The sequence below is a fragment of the Streptomyces sp. CB01635 genome, from assembly GCF_002803065.1.
GTDB lineage: Bacteria > Actinomycetota > Actinomycetes > Streptomycetales > Streptomycetaceae > Streptomyces.
The window spans coordinates 21,198-36,871 of sequence record NZ_NNBL01000042.1 but is presented as its reverse complement, the minus strand read 5'-3'; the positions used below and the strand labels follow the sequence as shown (position 1 = coordinate 36,871).

Below are 15,674 nucleotides of genomic sequence, written 5' to 3'. Positions count from 1 at the left end.
GCGGCCGTGGTGGGGGCTCGGGGGTCTTCCCCGCCACGGCCGTCACGGGTAACAACGCCTCATCGGGCACCTGGTTACGCCCAAGGACCCTCTCCCGGGGTCCTTCCTTCGGCCGACTGGCCCCGTACAGCTGTTGCCCGGTCCGGCATGCCGTATTTGACTCGTTTTCGGCGGAACCACGCACGGAACGCGCGGCGCGCACGGAGGTGCCACAGATGCTGTCGGCCAAGAGCCTGTTCCAGGAGATCCTCGACGACGACGAGTCCTTCCGGCTCTTCTGCTCCATCGCGGCGAGCGGGGAGTCGCAGGGAGGCTGGGAGAACGGCCGTATCGCCGCGCTCGTCCCCGCCGGCGAGCGTGACCTCGCGCCCAAGGTGGCGCGGCACGGTGCCGACGAGGACAAGCACGGGCGGATCTTCAACGCCCTGATGAAGAAGCGCGGCCTGAAGCCCGTGGACGTCCCGCCGGAGACCGACTACACGATGCTCCTGGAGAAGCACGGCATCGGCCTCGCGCACGAGCAGCTCAAGGCCGACGAACCGCTCACCGTGCGGGACATCGTCACGTATCTCGCCCACAGCCGGGTCACCGAGCAGCGGGCCTCCGAGCAGATGGACCTGCTGCGCAAGTACTTCGCGGACGACCCGGACATCGGCCGCGCGGTGAAGATGATCTCGGCCGACGAGGACAACCACCTCGCGTACTGCCACGAGGAGCTGCTGCGTTTCGCGTACGCGGGCCACGGCCGCGACATCCAGCGCATCCTGCGCGAGTGCGCCCTGGAGGAGATCCGCGTCTACCGCGACGTCAGCCTCGCCGTGATGGACCACATGGGGCACATCCTGCGCTGGCCGAAGCCCAAGGTGGCCCTGCTCGCGGCGGGTATCCACGCCATGTACGCGTACGAACGTCTGGTCGGCTGGCGGCGGATGGTGTCCCTGGAGATGCCGGAGCGGCGCAACGCGCTGGGCGGGCCCGCGACGAGCGCGGTCGAGTTCGCGTAGGCCCCCGCGGAAGGCGCGCTACAGCCAGCCGCGCCGCTTGAACGTCCGGAACAGGAGCAGCTCCAGGGAGATCATCAGGAGGATCACCAGCGGATACGACCACGTCCAGTGCAGCTCCGGCATGTGGTCGAAGTTCATGCCGTAGACGCCCGCGATCAGTGTCGGGACCGCGACCATGGCGGCGTACGCCGAGATCTTCCGCATGTCGTCGTTCTGCCGCACGCCCATCTGTGCCAGATGCGCCGACAGGATGTCCGAGACGAGCCGGTCCAGGGCGTCCACGGACTCGTTGACGCGCAGGAGGTGGTCGCTGACATCGCGGAAGAACGGCCGCGCCGATTCGTTCACGAAGGGCACGGGTCCCATGGACGGGCCGGTTCCGGAAAGCTTGGCCAAGGGGGGCATCAGCGGGCCCGTGGCTCTGCGGAACTCCAGGATCTGGCGCTTGAACGTGTAGATCCTGGACGCCGTGTTGCGCGAGCCGCCCCCCTCCGGCGAGAACACCTCGGCCTCCAGCCCCTCCATGTCGGTCTGGAGCTCGGTCGCGACCTCCAGGTAGTGGTCGACGGTCGCGTCGGCGATCGAGTACAGGACCGCGGTGGGCCCGTGCCGCAGCACGTCGGGATCGGCCTCGAGCCGCTTGCGTACGGCTTTCAGGGGTGCGCCCTCGCCGTGCCGGACGGTCACCACGAACGAGTCGCCCATGAAGAGCATGACCTCCCCGGAGGACACCTTGTCGCTGTCCGGCTCGTACACGACCGGCTTGAGCACCACGAACAGCGAGTCGTCGTACACGTCCAGCTTCGGCCGCTGATGCGCCTTGAGCGCGTCCTCGACGGCCAGTGGATGCAGCCCGAACTCGTCGCTGACCCGCGCGAACTCGTCCTCCGTCGGCTCGTACAGGCCGATCCAGACGAAGGAGTGACCCTCGACCCTGGCCTCGGCGAGCGCGTCGGAGAAGTCCGCGGGCCCCTCGGTCCTGCGCCCGTCGCGATAGATGCCGCAGTCGACGATCACCCTTCGTATTCTTCCCAGGGGGCGCCGGGGCCGCATGTCGCGAGGCGAGGGGGCGTCTGAAAGTTCCCTTGGAGCAAGGAGTGCCGGTCGTCGGGACGCCGCGGGGAACTTTCAGACACCCCCTAGGCTTGCCCGCATGCCCACGCTGATTCTCGTCCGGCACGGACGCTCCACCGCCAACACCGCGGGCCTGCTCGCCGGCTGGACCCCCGGTGTGTCCCTCGACGAGCGCGGCGCCGCGCAGGCCGCCGCGCTGCCGGGGCGACTGGCCGCGGTGCCCCTCGCCGAGATCGTCACCAGCCCACTCCAGCGCTGTCAGGAGACCCTGGCCCCACTCCTCGCCGCCCGCCCGGAACTCACCCCGCACGCCGAGGACCGCATCGGCGAGTGCCACTACGGCGACTGGTCGGGCCGCAAGCTCGCCGAGCTCGTCGACGACCCGCTGATGGAGGTCGTGCAGCAGCACCCGTCGGCCGCCGCGTTCCCCGGCGGCGAGTCCATGCGGGCCATGCAGCACCGGGCCGCGGAGGCCGTACGCGAGTGGAACGCGCGCGTGGAGCGCGACCACGGCCCCGACGCCACCTATCTGATGTGCTCGCACGGCGACATCATCAAGTCGCTCGTCGCGGACGCCATAGGGCTTCATCTGGACCTCTTCCAGCGCATCTCCGTGGAGCCCTGTTCCGTCACCGCGATCCGTTACACCCGGCTCCGCCCCTATCTCGTACGCCTCGGCGACACCGGCGACTTCGCGTCGCTCGCCCCGCGCGAGAAGCCGGCCGAGGGGGACGCACCGGTCGGGGGCGGCGCGGGCGCCCCGTGATCGTCCGCCGCAGTAGGGTGAAGCCGTCGCAGTAACTGCAGTTGTTGCCGCGCCCGATCAAGCGGTCGGTCCCAGCAGTCGATTCCAATGGAGACAGGACGTGTCCCGTCAGGTGTTCCTCTACGACCCTCCGGAGCGCTTCGTGGCCGGCACGGTCGGGCTCCCCGGGCGCCGCACCTTCTTCCTCCAGGCCTCGGACGGCGCCCGTGTGACGAGTGTGGCCCTGGAGAAGACCCAGGTCGCCGCGCTGGCCGAGCGCATGGACGAGCTCCTCGACGAGGTCGTGCGCCGCAGCGGCGGGAACGCGCCGGTGCCGGCCGTCGTGCCCACGGAGATCCACGACACCGCGCCCCTGGAGTCGCCCGTCGACGAGGAGTTCCGGGTCGGCACGATGGCCCTCGCCTGGGACGGCGAGGAGGAGCGGATGATCGTCGAGGCGCAGGCGCTCGTCGAGCTCGACGCGGACACCGACGAGGACCTCGCGGAGGCCGAGGAACGGCTGCTCCAGGACGAGGAGAACGGCCCCCCGATGCTGCGGGTCCGGCTCACCGGCGTACAGGCGCGCGCGTTCGCCAAGCGCGCCCTGGACGTCGTGAACGCCGGGCGTCCGCCGTGCCCCCTGTGCAGTCTGCCGCTCGACCCGGAGGGACACGTATGCCCGCGTCAGAACGGATACCGGCGAGGAGCGTGACCGTCTCGGACACGGACCTCCTCATCAGGGGCGAGCTGGCGGTCCGGGGGCGCATCCGCGAGGCGTCGAACGCGGTGCTCCTGTGCACGGTCACCCACGAGGGCCGCGAGGCGTCCTGCGTGTACAAGCCCGTCGCCGGTGAGCGCCCCCTGTGGGACTTCCCCGACGGCAATCTCGCCCGGCGCGAGGTCGCCGCCTACGAGGTGTCCCAGGCCCTCGGCTGGAGCCTCGTACCGCCGACCGTCCTGCGCGACGGGCCCTACGGCGAAGGCATGTGCCAGCTGTGGATCGACCAGCCCGACGAGCCCGTCGAGGGCGGTGAGCTGCTCGCTCTCGTGGAGGGCGAGGAGCCGGGCGACGGCTGGAAGGCCGTCGGGTTCGCGGAGGTCGGCGAGGGGCGCACCGCGCTGCTCGTGCACTCCGACGACGTACGGCTGCGGCGCCTCGCCGTGCTCGACGCGGTGATCAACAACGGCGACCGCAAGGGCGGTCACCTCCTCGTCGACGCCGAAGGGCGCCTGTTCGGCATCGACCACGGCGTCTCCTTCAACACCGAGGACAAGCTGCGCACGCTCCTGTGGGGCTGGGCGGGGGAGCCCCTGACCGGGGAGGCGACCGAGGCCCTCAAGACGCTCACGGGCGCTCTGGGGACCGGGAAACCCCTCGCGCTGCGGCTCGCGGAGCTGATCACCGAGGCCGAGCTGGACGCCGTACGCGCACGGGTCGACGCGATGCTCACGACCGGGAAGCACCGGGAGCCGAGCGGGGAGTGGCCCGCCATCCCCTGGCCGCCCGTCTGAACCCACCCTTGTGACCCCTGCGGTCCGCGCTGTCCGGGGGGCGCATGTCAGCGGCTGCGGCTACGTTCGAAGAGACCCTCGAGGGGTCCCTGGAACGGAGGCCACGCCGTGAAACTGATCGTCGAGGACCGGATCGACCGGCCCGTGAAGGACGTGTTCAACTCCATCGTGAGCCCGGAGGGGCTGTCCAGTTTCTTCACGGCTGACGCCTCCGCCCCGATGATCCCCAACACCACGGTGACCTGGCGTTTCGGCCATGTCGACGCGACGTTCGACGTCGCGGTCGGGCCCGTGGAGACGGACCGGCTGATCTCGTGGAGCTGGCCCGGGGGAGACGTGACCATCGAGCTGGAGCGGGCCGACGACGGCGCGGCCACCCTTCTCACGATCACCGAGCAGCCCATGGGGCAGAGCCTGGAGGGCGCCGCGCGGGCCGTCGGGCAGACCCAGGGGTGGACATACTTCGTGACGGGGCTCAGAGCCCATCTGCTGCACGGCATCCGCCACTTCGGACTCTCGGGATCCATCCGTGCCACCGTCGAGGCCTGACATGGCACCCCGGCGGACCGCAAGAGGGCCTTCCCGGCCATCGGACCAGGTCCGGTTCGTATGCGGAAGCTCCGTCCGGTTAGGCTCATGGCATGCATGCCTGGCCCGCTTCTGAGGTCCCCGTCCTGCCTGGCAAGGGCCGCGACCTGAGGATCCACGACACCGCGACCGATGGCCTCGTCACCCTCGAGCCCGGTCCCGTCGCCCGTATCTACGTCTGCGGGATCACCCCGTACGACGCGACCCATATGGGTCACGCGGCGACCTACAACGCGTTCGACCTCGTTCAGCGCGTGTGGCTCGACACCAAGCGGCAGGTTCATTACGTCCAGAACGTGACGGACGTCGACGATCCGCTGCTCGAGCGCGCGATCCGTGACGGCGTCGACTGGACCGGACTCGCGGAGCGCGAGACCGCCCTCTTCCGCGAGGACATGACCGCCCTGCGGATGCTGCCGCCGCAGCACTACATCGGAGCCGTCGAGGCGATACCCGGCATCGTGCCGCTCGTCGAACGGCTCCGGGACATGGGCGCCGCCTACGAACTCGAGGGCGACGTCTACTTCTCCGTCGAGTCCGACCCCCACTTCGGCCAGGTCTCCCGCCTGGACGCCGCGGCGATGCGACTGCTGTCCGCCGAGCGCGGCGGCGACCCGGACCGCCCGGGCAAGAAGAACCCGCTCGACCCGATGCTGTGGATGGCCGCCCGCGAGGGCGAGCCCAGCTGGGACGGCGGCTCGCTGGGCCAGGGGCGTCCCGGCTGGCACATCGAATGTGTCGCCATCGCCCTCGACCACCTCGGCATGGGCTTCGACGTCCAGGGCGGAGGGTCCGATCTGGCCTTTCCGCACCACGAGATGGGCGCCTCGCACGCGCAGGTGCTCACCGGCGAGTTCCCCATGGCCAAGGCGTACGTCCACGCCGGCATGGTCGCGCTCGACGGCGAGAAGATGTCCAAGTCCAAGGGCAACCTCGTCTTCGTCTCGAAGCTGCGCCGCGACGGGACCGACCCGGCCGCGATCCGCCTCGCGCTCCTCGCGCACCACTACCGGGCCGACTGGGAGTGGACCGACCAGGTCCTGAGCGACGCTGTCGAGCGGCTCGGCCGGTGGCGTGCCGCCGTCTCCCGGCCCGACGGACCGTCCGCCGCGGCGCTCGTCGAGGAGATCCGCGAAGCGTTGTCGAGCGACCTCGACGCACCGGCGGCGCTGCTCGCCGTGGACCGCTGGGCCGCCCTTCAGGCGGAGCGGGGCGGTACGGACGAGGGGGCGCCCGGCGTGGTGTCCCGCGCGGTCGACGCCCTGCTCGGAGTGGCGCTCTAGACACCCGGGTCCCGGGCCCGGCCCCGGGATGCAGACAACCTCAACCGCCCCCGAACTCCACGGAGTTCGGGGGCGGTCACCTTTGCCCTGGGCCTTGGCGGTCGCACAGCGAAAGGGCGGTGCACACCGCGTGTGCACCGCCCCTGCTGAGCCGTCGTCGCCCTACTCCGGCGAGTCCTCGGAGGAATCGTCCCCGGAGTCCGAGGACGTGTCCGTATCACCCGTCCCGCCGGGGGTGTCCGTGCCCGGATCGGGGCGCTGGGGCCGCGGCGGCCGGGTGCGCTCGCTCGGGGTGTCCCGCAGGTACGACGCCGTGTCGCCGCCGTCCGTCGCGTGGCCGGCCGGACCGCCCGGAGGGCCGCCGCCGTCCCTGCGCCGCAGATAGCGCTCGAACTCACGGGCGATCGCCTCACCGGACGCCTCGGGAAGCTCCGCCGTGTCCCGGGCCTCCTCCAGCGACTGCACGTACTCGGCGACCTCGCTGTCCTCCGCCGCCAGCTGGTCCACGCCCAGCTGCCACGCCCGGGAGTCCTCGGCCAGTTCGCCCAGCGGGATACGCAGGTCGATCAGGTCCTCCAGCCGGTTGAGCAGCGCCAGCGTCGCCTTCGGGTTCGGCGGCTGCGACACGTAGTGCGGCACCGCCGCCCACAGGGAGACCGCGGGGACGCCCGCGTGTGTGCAGGCCTCCTGGAGGATGCCGACGATGCCCGTCGGACCCTCGTACTTGGTCTCCTCCAGGTCCATGGTGCGCGCCAGGTCCGCGTCGGACGTGACGCCGCTGACCGGCACGGGCCGTGTGTGCGGGGTGTCGCCGAGCAGCGCGCCCAGGATGACGACCAGCTCGACGCCCAGCTCGTGCGCGAACCCGAGCAGCTCGTTGCAGAACGAACGCCACCGCATCGACGGCTCGATGCCCCGGACCAGGACCAGGTCGCGCGGCTTGTCGCCGCCGACCCTGACCACGGAGAGCCGGGTCGTCGGCCAGGTGATCTTGCGCACGCCGCCGTCGAGCCACACCGTCGGCCGGTTGACCTGGAAGTCGTAGTAGTCCTCGGCGTCGAGCGCCGCGAACACCTCGCCCTTCCACTCCTTGTCGAGATGCGCGACCGCGGCAGAGGCGGCGTCACCGGCATCGTTCCAGCCTTCGAACGCGGCCACCATGACCGGGTCGACCAGCTCGGGAACCCCCTCGAGCTCGATCACCCAGCGCCTCCTTCCGACGTTCCCCCAGTGCCCTGATGGCCTGGGGGGACCCCCCATCGCGTACCTGCCCACCTTACGGCGTCCGCGAGGGCCGTCCGCAGCCCCCTTGTACGGGGGAGTGACCGGATCACTGCCCCACGATCCGCCCTCGCACTCCCCCTTCACGCCCGTAGCGGAACCCGTGTCAGAGTGTCGAGCGCAGCCACTGCTCCACGCTCGCGATGTGCACCGTCGCCCACGACCGGGCCGCCTCCGCGTCACCGTCGCGCAGCGCCGCCAGGATCGCCCGGTGCTCGTGCAGGGTCCGGCTGACCGCGTCCTCCTGCGTCAGGCCACGCCAGACGCGGGCCCGGGTCGTCGGGCCGGACAGGCCGTCGAGGAGCGAGCACAGGACCGAGTTGCCCGAGCTCTGCACGATGCCGCGGTGGAACTCCAGGTCGGAGGCGACGAGTTCCTCCACCGAGGGCGCGGGGCCGAGCGCGTCCAGCTGGGCCGCGAGCGCGTCGAGCCGCGCCTCGTCGATCCGGGTCGCGGCCATCGCGGTCGCGGCCGGCTCCAGGATGCGGCGCACCGCGAGGAATTCGAGGACGGTGTCGTCGCGGTGGAAGTCGACGACGAAACTCAGGGCCTCGAGGAGCAGTTGGGGGTCGAGGCTCGTGACGTACGTCCCGTCGCCCTGCCGCACGTCGAGGATGCGGATGAGGGACAGGGCACGGACGGCCTCGCGCAGGGAGTTGCGGGAGAGGCCGAGGTCGGCGGCGAGTTCGCTCTCCTTCGGGAGGCGGTCGCCCGGGCGCAGGGCGCCGGAGACGATCATGCCCTTGATCTTCTCGATGGCCTCGTCGGTGACAGCCATGGCGGCCTCCCTGTCCTCGGTTGGAGCGCCACCGTCTGGAGCGCCGATACCTCCGATGTATCGGCTCATTATGTGTGCAGGGATGCGGTGGGCGCGGCGGAGTCCCGCAACCACGACCTGATCGTGCGGGTGCGGGAACGGAACACCCGGACGACGAACGGCGCATGCCCGGCCGGGATCTCCCCGGCCGGGCGGCCTCAACCCGCCTGGCTGTGCTCCAAGTCGGAGCACTCTGTCGAGGACTGCGCACCCGCGCCCGACGGACCTTGAACCGGCCGCGCGAGCAGCCAGGCCCCGCACACCAGCGTGATCAACTGCGCCCCGGCCAGCAGCGTGAACCCGGCGCCGAAGCCGTGCCCGCCGCTCGCCGCGATGGCCACGCCCATCAGCATCGGCATGAACGCCGAGACCAGGTTGCCGACCCCGTTGACCACCCCGTACGCGCTGCCCACGAAACGGGCCGGCGCGCAGTGCTGGACCAGCGTGGGGATCGCCGGACCCTGCAGGCCCCAGAACGCGCCCGCGAGGATCAGGCCCGTCGCCGCCGCCCCGTCGCTGTCCGCCCCGGCGACGAGGAGGACACAGACCGCCGTGCCGGCCGAGCCGACGACGAACGGCAGCGCGAGCAGCCGCCGCGGCAGCCGGTCGAGCAGCAGCCCGCCGAGGAACCCGGACACCAGCGACATCAGGAACGGCAGCGACGACACGGCGCCCATGGCGGCCAGGGAGAAATGCCGCTCCTGGATCAGATACGACGGCAGCCAGGCGCTCGAACCCCACAGATACGCGAGCGTGGCGATCTCGATGAGCAGGATCGGCGCCAGGCGCGGCATGCTCAGGGCGCCCTTGAGGGTGGCACCGAACCCGGACCGGCGGGCCCCCGCCACACCCCGGCCACGGACGAACAGGGCTATCAGCGGCAGGCCGATCACCGCGTTGAGCGCGGCCAGGGCGAGGAACGACGTATGCCAGTCGAAGTGATAGACGAGATACGTGATCAGGGGGAGACCCGCGGCCGTGCCCAGGGACACCCCCATCGAGCTGACCGCGTTCGGCCGTCCCGCCTCGTGCGGCGGGAAGTGCTCGCGCACGTACATCGTCTTGAGCGAGAACAGCGGCCCCTCGGCCGCGCCCAGCAGGGCACGCAGGGCGGTGAGCGTGAGCGCGCCCAGGGCGTACGGCGACAGCAGCGTCATCACCGACCACAGGGCCACGCTCACGAACAGGCCGCGCCGCACCCCGAGCGTCGTCTCGTAGAACGGGGTGAGGAAGAAGGCCGTGATGCCGTACCCCACGAGGAAGACGGTCGACAGGGCGCCCTGAGCCACCCGGTCACCGGTGATGCCGAAGTGGTCGGTGAACGCCTCGTCGGTGATGAGGACGGAGACGTTCACCCGGTCCACGTAGCTGATCAGGACGATGACCAGGAGGCTGAGGACGCCGGCCCAGCGGGCTCTCGAACTCATGCAGACGCCTGCTCCGCGGCGGCCGCCCGGTACATGCGGCGCAGGCGCACCACGCCCAGGTCGTGCTGGTAGAGGTTCTCGCGCTGGTCGGCATCGGCCGGCATGGCCTCCAGCATTACGCGGTCCTGCTCGAGCACATCCCAGTGGCGCTTCTCGATGAGGGTCTTGTAGAGGAAGCGCCAGGTGTCGCGCTGCCAGCCCTCGACCCTGCGGTAGCGCCAGAAGAAGACGCCGCAGCGCTTCTCGTCGACAGGGCAGACCATGCCGACGATGCCGAACGGGCCGCCGGGGCCGGCCGACGGCGGGTACGGGATCGACAGGTCGACCCAGTCGACGCCGGTCTGGCACAGCTCGACCCAGTCGAAGTTGACGCCCCGCTGGTCGGTCTTCTCGAAGAAGTAGCCCCGGTCGGTCTCGCGAATGCGGAACTTGGCCGTCGTGTCACCGTCGAACATGGTGTGCGAGTCGTGGTGCAGGAAGGCACCGTGCATCGGGTCGAGGAGGTTCTCGACGGCGTAGCGCCACGGCACGTCCCACTCCGCGTAGCACAGGATCGCGTCGGTGCCGGGGTCGGTGAGCGGCTCCGGGAGCGTCAACTCGGCCGGTTCCGGGTGCTCTTCGTCGCCGAAGTAGGCGAGGACCGCGCCGCCGACCTCGCGCACGGGCAGCGACCTGACGAGCTTCTTGCCCTCCAGGTTGCAGCCGGGCAGGCCGGGCACCGAGGAGACGGTGCCGTCGCCCTCGACCTCGACGCCGTGGTACCAGCATGCCACCCGGTCGCCGAGGTGCTTGCCGAGCGACAGGGGCGCGCCGCGGTGCGGGCAGCGGTCCGCGAGCATGGACAGCGTGCCGTCGGAGCGGCGGAACAGGAGCCACTGCTCGCCGAGCGCCGTCACCTTGCGCATGGCGCCGGGCGCGACGAACGAGGACGGCACGACGGGGTGCCACTGGTTGCGCAGGCCCGTCGCGTAGATGTGGTCGGCGGAGGAAGCCGCCGAGGCGGTCGTGGTGGCGGTCATCGGGTCACGCTCCCAGTCGGTGCATCTCGGCGCGGAACGAGTCCTCGGTCCACGGGGCGCCGTCGGGGGCGTGGACCTGGCGGGCATTCAGCCCACGGATGACATCGGCGAGTTCGTGGCCGTCCTTGGTGAAGACCTCTTCGAGGGTGGCGGCCAGCTTGTACTCGTAGGGGGTGGGTTCGTGCGTACGGGACTGGTGGACGTCCAGGTACGGCCAGGTGGTGGTCACACGTGCCTCCAGGGAAGGGGTTACAGGTCGAGGGCCAGGCGGCCGGAGGCGCAGCGCGAGACGCAGATCATCATCGAGGCGCCCGCGGCCCGCTCGGCATCGGAGAGCAGGAAGTCGCGGTGGTCGGGCGTGCCGTCGAGCACCCGGGTCTCGCAGGACCCGCAGATCCCGTCGCGGCAGGAGCTGGCCACATCCAGGCCTGCCGCCTCCGCCGCCTCCAGGATCGAGGTATCGGCGCCGACGGTGAGGGTGAGCCCGGAGGTGCGGCACTCGACCTCGAAGCCCTCGTCGTCCGCGGAGCGCTCGACGACCGGGGCCGCGAACCGCTCGACGCGCAGCCGGTCCGCCGGGCAGAGGGCCTCGATGGCGGCGAGCAGCGGCTCGGGCCCGCAGCAGTAGACGAGCGTCCCGTCCGGCAGCCCGGCGAGTGTGGACGCGAGGTCGATGTGGCCCTGCTCGTCCTGCGGCACCACCGTCAGATCGCCGCCCAGCGCGGCGAGTTCGTCGACGAACGCCATCGACGCACGGCTGCGACCGCCGTACACCATGCGCCACGCGGCACCCCGACGCGCGGCCTCGCGGGCCATCGCGAGGATCGGCGTCACACCGATGCCGCCCGCGACGAAGACGTAGCCCGGCGCGTCCTGAAGCGCGAAGTGGTTGCGCGGCGCCGACACCGTGACCCGCTGGCCGGGGCGCAGCTTCGTGTGCACATGGCGCGAACCCCCGCGTGACGACGGTTCGTTGAGGACACCGATGCGGTACGACGTCGGGGTGCGCGGGTCCGAGCAGAGGCTGTACTGGCGGACCTGCCCGCCCACGTGGACGTCGAGGTGCGCGCCGGGCTCCCACGCGGGCAGGGGCTTGCCGTCCGGGTGGGTCAGTTCGACGGACAGGACGCCGTCGGCCTCCCAGGTCATGCGGTGTACGAGGAGGTTCAGGAGGGTCTCGTCGGTTGCGGTCATGGCTGCGGGGCCTCCCTACGCGGTGGGGATCTTCACGGGCGGGGTGAACGGGTTCTTCATCGGGCCGAGCGAGGCGAGGTCGACCTCGACGAGCGTCGGCCCCTCGGAGGCGACGGCCTCGGCGATGACGGGCTCGGCGTGCTCGGCGGCGGCGATCCGCAGATAGGGCAACCCGCAGGCCCGGGCGAGGAGTTCGAAGTCGGGCGTGGTGAGGTCGACGCCGGAGCGGCGGTCGCTGTGCCGGTCCTGCATGTTGCGCAGGACGCCGTAGCCGCCGTCGTTGAACACGAGGAGGGTCAGGCGCGGGCGCTCCTGGGCGAGGGTGAGCAGTTCGCCGAGGTGCACGGCCAGCCCGCCGTCACCGGCGATGACGACCGTGGGCGCGTCGGGCCTCGCGAGCGCGGCCCCGATGCCCATGCCGAGGCCCTGCCCGATGCCGCCGCCGCGCGGGAAGATGTTGTCGCGCGGGTCGTACATGTCGAGGAGCCGGTTGCCCCAGCTGCTGGACGGGATGGTGACGTCGCGGGCGACGACGGCCTCGCGCGGGAGCGCGGCCCGGATCGCGTCGCAGATGGCGGCCTGGGGGCCGATGTTGTCGTGCAGGGTGGCGCGCACGTCGTCGCGGACGGCGGTGACCCGCGCCGTCCAGCCCGGCTCGGCGGGCTTCGCGTACGGGAGGAGCCGCTCCAGTACGTCGGCGGCGTCGCCGTGGAGCGCGTGCCGGGCCGGGTACACGCGGCTGAGCGCGGCCGCGTCCAGGTCGATCTGGATGTGGGCGGCGGGGAGCTCGAGGCCGTAGTCGGCTGTCTCGTTGGACCGGAAGTGGGTGCCGATCGTGAGCAGCACGTCGGCGTCGGCGAGCAGGGCGCGCCCGGCCGGCGTCGTCGCGAAGTTGCCGACGACCTGCGGGTGGTCCTCGGGGACGGCGCCACGGCCGGAGTTCGACGTCAGGAGAGCGGCGCCGGTCGCGGCGAGCAGGTCCCCGAGCTGGGTACGGGCGCGCGTGGCACCGCCACCGGCCCAGATCACCGGGCGCTCGGCCGAGGCCAGCAGGGCGCCCGCGGCGGCGAGTTCGTCGTCACCGGGCGCGGGCACGGCGGCCTCCGTGAACTCCTCGACGGCGGTGTCGGTCTGGGCCGCGTACTGGAGGTCGACCGGCCACTCCACGCTCGCGGGGCCGCCCGGCGCGGTGAGCGCGGCGCGGGCCGCCTCGCGCAGGACGCGGCCGGCCGCGTCGGCGGACGGCACGGTCGCGGCGTACTTGGAGACCGCCGTCAGCATGCCCAGCTGGTCCTTGGTCTCGTGGATGAAACCGCGCCCGCTGCCCAGGAACTCCGACTCGACCTGCCCGGTGATGTGCAGGACGGACGTGCCGGACGCCAGCGACTCGATCAGGGAGCCGGCCGCGTTGCCCGCGCCCGTCCCGGTCGAGGTGAGGGCGCAGCCGAGCGTGCCGCGGGCCCTGCCGTAGGCGTCGGCCGCGTTGACGGCGGACGCCTCGTGGCGCACGGGCACGAACCGCAGCTCGCGGTCGACGGCCTCGACGAGCGGCAGGTTGTGCACGCTGACGATCCCGAAGACCGTGTCGATGCCCAGTTCCCGCAGAACGGCGACGAGGAGATCGCCTCCGGTGTCGTAACGCATGGTGGTCTCCTCAGAGGATGGAGCGGCCGACTCCGCCGCAGACGTCGATGCTGGTTCCGGTGATGTACGAGGCACGCGGCGAGAGCAGCGCGACGATCGCGTACGCGACCTCCTCGGCCCGGCCGAGCCGTCCGAGCGCGATCCCGCGGTCGGCGGCGAGCTCCGCCTGCCAGTCCTCGTAGGAGAGCCCGGACTCCGCGGCGGCGTGCCGGCGGGTCCACTGGCCGGTGTCGACGAGGCCGAGGCAGACCGAGTTGACGCGGATCCCCTCGGGGGCGAGCTCGGTGGCGAGGGACTTGGAGAGGTTGAGGATGCCGGCGCGGGCGGCGCTCGTCGTGATCAGCCGGGTCTCGGGCTGCTTGGCGAGGACGGCGTTGACGTTCACGACGGACGCGGCGTCCGAGGCGACGAGGTGTGGGCGGGCGGCGTGCAGCGGGTTGAGGACGCCGGAGAACTTCAGCTCCAGCTCGTCGCGCCAGTCGTCGGCGGTCGACTCGTCGAGGCTCTTCATGCGGGACTGGCCCGCGTTGTTGACGAGCCCGTCGAGGCCGCCGAAGGTGTCGGCGGCATGCCGGACGAAGCCCTGTACGGCCGTCGCGTCCCGCACGTCGCAGACGCCGGTCAGGAGGCGGTCGCTGCCGAGGCGCGCCGCCGCCTTCGCGAGGCGGTCGGCGTCACGGCCGCAGGTCGCGACGCGCGCGCCCTCGTCGAGAAGGGCGCGGACCGTGGCCAGGCCGACGCCCGAGCTGCCGCCGGTGACCAGGACGGTCCGGTCGGCGAGGCCCAGATCCATGATTCTGCACTCCTGTGGGTCAGTTCATCGTGAAGCCGCCGTTGACGGCGATCACTTGTCCGGTGAGATAGCGGGACTCCTCGCCGAGCAGGAAGGCGACGAGACCGATGAGGTCGCCGGGCTCCTGCGGCCGCGAGATGGCCCGGCCCGAGCGGTACAGCTCGTGCCGCTCCTCGGGCACGGTCTCGGTGGCCTCGCACTCGGTGAGGCCGGGCGCGACCGCGTTGACGGTGATGCCCTTGTCGCCGAGCTCCCTGGCCATCGCCCGGGTCAGCGCGATGACCGCGCCCTTCGAGGCGATGTAGTGGGCGAGGCGGGGCGAGCCGTAGAGCGCGGCGTCCGACGCGACGTTCACGATCCGGCCCGGCGAGCCGAAGAGCGGGTACAGGGCCTTGGACACCAGCCAGGGGCTGCGGGCGTTGACCGTCATCAGGCGGTCCCACACCTCGACGTCGATGTCCTGGAACTCCTTGCCGCCGACGCCGTTGGCGAGAGCCGCGTTGTTGATCAGGCCGTACAGCGGACCCAGTTCCCGTACGCGACCGGCGAGTTCGTCGACCGATTCGGGGTCGGCCACGTCGCAGCGCACGAAGTGGGCGTCGAGTCCGTCACCACGCAACTCCTCGGCCGCGTGGGTCCCGCGCTCGGTGTCGAGCTCGGCGACCACGACGCGGAAGCCGTCCTCGGCGGCCCGGCGGGCCATGGCCAGTCCCAGGCCACGGCCCGCCCCGGTGACGACGACGGTGCCGGCGTCCCCTGAGGGGTCAGTCACGGGTGACACCGTGCATCGGCGAGTGCTCCGGGTACGTCGGAACCTGCGGCTTCTGCGTGCCGATGACGACGCAGAACAGGGCGTCGGTGTCGCCCTCGTTCTTCAGGGACCGGGCCACGCCCGCCGGGACGACGATCATGTCGCGGTAGCCGAGGGTGCGGTACTCGACCTCGTCGGCGCCGCGGTGGATACCCACGCGGACCTGGCCCTCCAGGACGAAGAAAGCCTCCTCGACGTCGTGGTGGGTGTGCTCGGGGCCCTCGGCGCCGGGCGGGAGCAGCATGTTGGAGAAGGTGAAGCCGCCGGACGGGAGGATCCGGGAGTCGTTCTCGTGGTTGCCGGTGGCGCCGGAGCCGACGTAGCGGATCTGGCCGCGGCGGTACTGCGGGCCCGCCTTCTCCTGGAAGGAGAGCGTGTTGAAGTCCGCGACACGGGACTCCTTGGTGGCGATGAGCGAGTCGGTGTACTTGCCGAGGTCGCTGCCGTTGTCGTAGTCGGTGGTGGTCAGAGGCATGGCTGGA

Annotated in this window: 17 protein-coding genes; 6 read left to right on the top strand and 11 right to left on the bottom strand. The window is 71.5% G+C overall.

Annotated elements, in window-relative coordinates; translation table 11 throughout:
* The first annotated feature begins 215 nt into the window (after positions 1-215).
* Complete coding sequence (locus CG723_RS43340; RefSeq protein WP_100599068.1) at positions 216-1,004, top strand: hypothetical protein; 789 nt, start codon at positions 216-218, stop codon at positions 1,002-1,004.
* A gap of 18 nt (positions 1,005-1,022) precedes the next feature.
* On the opposite strand, the gene corA is transcribed toward CG723_RS43340, so the two are convergent.
* Positions 1,023-2,021, bottom strand: coding sequence for a magnesium/cobalt transporter CorA (gene corA, locus CG723_RS43335; protein ID WP_199842115.1), 999 nt, complete (start codon positions 2,019-2,021; stop codon positions 1,023-1,025).
* A gap of 136 nt (positions 2,022-2,157) precedes the next feature.
* Here corA and CG723_RS43330 point away from each other — a divergent pair, with 136 nt between their 5' ends.
* From CG723_RS43330 to mshC, 5 genes are all read left to right on the top strand, one after another.
* Complete coding sequence (locus tag CG723_RS43330; RefSeq protein ID WP_100599067.1) at positions 2,158-2,844, top strand: histidine phosphatase family protein; 687 nt, start codon at positions 2,158-2,160, stop codon at positions 2,842-2,844.
* 100 nt (positions 2,845-2,944) lie between these two features.
* Entirely contained in the window at positions 2,945-3,535 is a 591-nt protein-coding gene (locus tag CG723_RS43325; RefSeq protein WP_100599066.1) for a DUF3090 domain-containing protein, read from the top strand.
* Complete coding sequence (locus CG723_RS43320; protein ID WP_100599065.1) at positions 3,499-4,335, top strand: SCO1664 family protein; 837 nt, start codon at positions 3,499-3,501, stop codon at positions 4,333-4,335. Before CG723_RS43325 ends, CG723_RS43320 begins: the two co-directional genes overlap by 37 nt.
* Before the next feature lie 108 nt (positions 4,336-4,443).
* On the top strand, positions 4,444-4,884 hold the full coding sequence (locus CG723_RS43315) for an SRPBCC domain-containing protein (protein WP_159032687.1): 441 nt from the start codon (positions 4,444-4,446) through the stop codon (positions 4,882-4,884).
* Between the two features lie 92 nt (positions 4,885-4,976).
* Positions 4,977-6,206, top strand: a complete 1,230-nt coding sequence (mshC, locus tag CG723_RS43310) for a cysteine--1-D-myo-inosityl 2-amino-2-deoxy-alpha-D-glucopyranoside ligase (protein WP_100599063.1) — start codon at positions 4,977-4,979, stop codon at positions 6,204-6,206.
* Between the two features lie 162 nt (positions 6,207-6,368).
* Here the strand turns inward: mshC and CG723_RS43305 are convergent, their stop codons facing one another.
* The 10 genes from CG723_RS43305 to CG723_RS43260 form a co-directional block, all read right to left on the bottom strand.
* The gene (locus tag CG723_RS43305; protein ID WP_100599062.1) at positions 6,369-7,409 is read right to left on the bottom strand and encodes a PAC2 family protein; all 1,041 of its coding nucleotides are present in this window, start codon (positions 7,407-7,409) and stop codon (positions 6,369-6,371) included.
* A 184-nt stretch (positions 7,410-7,593) separates the two neighbouring features.
* Positions 7,594-8,265, bottom strand: coding sequence for a FadR/GntR family transcriptional regulator (locus tag CG723_RS43300; protein WP_100599061.1), 672 nt, complete (start codon positions 8,263-8,265; stop codon positions 7,594-7,596).
* A 197-nt stretch (positions 8,266-8,462) separates the two neighbouring features.
* Entirely contained in the window at positions 8,463-9,731 is a 1,269-nt protein-coding gene (locus tag CG723_RS43295) for an MFS transporter (protein ID WP_100599060.1), read from the bottom strand.
* Positions 9,728-10,750, bottom strand: a complete 1,023-nt coding sequence (locus CG723_RS43290; RefSeq protein ID WP_100599059.1) for an aromatic ring-hydroxylating oxygenase subunit alpha — start codon at positions 10,748-10,750, stop codon at positions 9,728-9,730. Before CG723_RS43290 ends, CG723_RS43295 begins: the two co-directional genes overlap by 4 nt.
* Before the next feature lie 4 nt (positions 10,751-10,754).
* Complete coding sequence (locus tag CG723_RS43285) at positions 10,755-10,979, bottom strand: recombinase-like helix-turn-helix domain-containing protein (RefSeq protein ID WP_100599058.1); 225 nt, start codon at positions 10,977-10,979, stop codon at positions 10,755-10,757.
* Positions 10,980-10,999: 20 nt separating this feature from the next.
* Positions 11,000-11,944, bottom strand: a complete 945-nt coding sequence (locus CG723_RS43280) for a PDR/VanB family oxidoreductase (protein ID WP_100599057.1) — start codon at positions 11,942-11,944, stop codon at positions 11,000-11,002.
* Positions 11,945-11,959: 15 nt separating this feature from the next.
* Positions 11,960-13,588 (bottom strand): thiamine pyrophosphate-binding protein, encoded by a 1,629-nt coding sequence (locus CG723_RS43275; RefSeq protein ID WP_100599056.1) that lies wholly within the window; start codon positions 13,586-13,588, stop codon positions 11,960-11,962.
* Between the two features lie 10 nt (positions 13,589-13,598).
* The gene (locus CG723_RS43270; protein WP_100599055.1) at positions 13,599-14,381 is read right to left on the bottom strand and encodes an SDR family oxidoreductase; all 783 of its coding nucleotides are present in this window, start codon (positions 14,379-14,381) and stop codon (positions 13,599-13,601) included.
* Positions 14,382-14,400: 19 nt separating this feature from the next.
* Positions 14,401-15,153, bottom strand: a complete 753-nt coding sequence (locus CG723_RS43265; protein WP_100599054.1) for an SDR family oxidoreductase — start codon at positions 15,151-15,153, stop codon at positions 14,401-14,403.
* Positions 15,146-15,667 carry a cupin domain-containing protein gene (locus CG723_RS43260; RefSeq protein ID WP_100599053.1) on the bottom strand — a complete coding sequence of 174 codons (522 nt, stop codon included), beginning with the start codon at positions 15,665-15,667 and terminating at the stop codon, positions 15,146-15,148. The genes CG723_RS43265 and CG723_RS43260 overlap by 8 nt, the downstream gene beginning before the upstream one ends.
* Positions 15,668-15,674: the final 7 nt, after the last annotated feature.

What these genes read in the sequence shown, in the direction of transcription:
- CG723_RS43340 (WP_100599068.1), top strand. Translation starts at nt 216, where the DNA reads ATGCTGTCGGCCAAGAGCCTGTTCCAGGAGATCCTCGACGACGACGAG.
- CG723_RS43330 (WP_100599067.1), top strand. Translation starts at nt 2,158, where the DNA reads ATGCCCACGCTGATTCTCGTCCGGCACGGACGCTCCACCGCCAACACC.
- CG723_RS43320 (WP_100599065.1), top strand. Translation starts at nt 3,499, where the DNA reads ATGCCCGCGTCAGAACGGATACCGGCGAGGAGCGTGACCGTCTCGGAC.
- mshC (WP_100599063.1), top strand. Translation starts at nt 4,977, where the DNA reads ATGCATGCCTGGCCCGCTTCTGAGGTCCCCGTCCTGCCTGGCAAGGGC.
- CG723_RS43300 (WP_100599061.1), bottom strand. Translation starts at nt 8,265, where the DNA reads ATGGCTGTCACCGACGAGGCCATCGAGAAGATCAAGGGCATGATCGTC.
- CG723_RS43295 (WP_100599060.1), bottom strand. Translation starts at nt 9,731, where the DNA reads ATGAGTTCGAGAGCCCGCTGGGCCGGCGTCCTCAGCCTCCTGGTCATC.
- CG723_RS43290 (WP_100599059.1), bottom strand. Translation starts at nt 10,750, where the DNA reads ATGACCGCCACCACGACCGCCTCGGCGGCTTCCTCCGCCGACCACATC.
- CG723_RS43280 (WP_100599057.1), bottom strand. Translation starts at nt 11,944, where the DNA reads ATGACCGCAACCGACGAGACCCTCCTGAACCTCCTCGTACACCGCATG.
- CG723_RS43275 (WP_100599056.1), bottom strand. Translation starts at nt 13,588, where the DNA reads ATGCGTTACGACACCGGAGGCGATCTCCTCGTCGCCGTTCTGCGGGAA.
- CG723_RS43270 (WP_100599055.1), bottom strand. Translation starts at nt 14,381, where the DNA reads ATGGATCTGGGCCTCGCCGACCGGACCGTCCTGGTCACCGGCGGCAGC.
- CG723_RS43260 (WP_100599053.1), bottom strand. Translation starts at nt 15,667, where the DNA reads ATGCCTCTGACCACCACCGACTACGACAACGGCAGCGACCTCGGCAAG.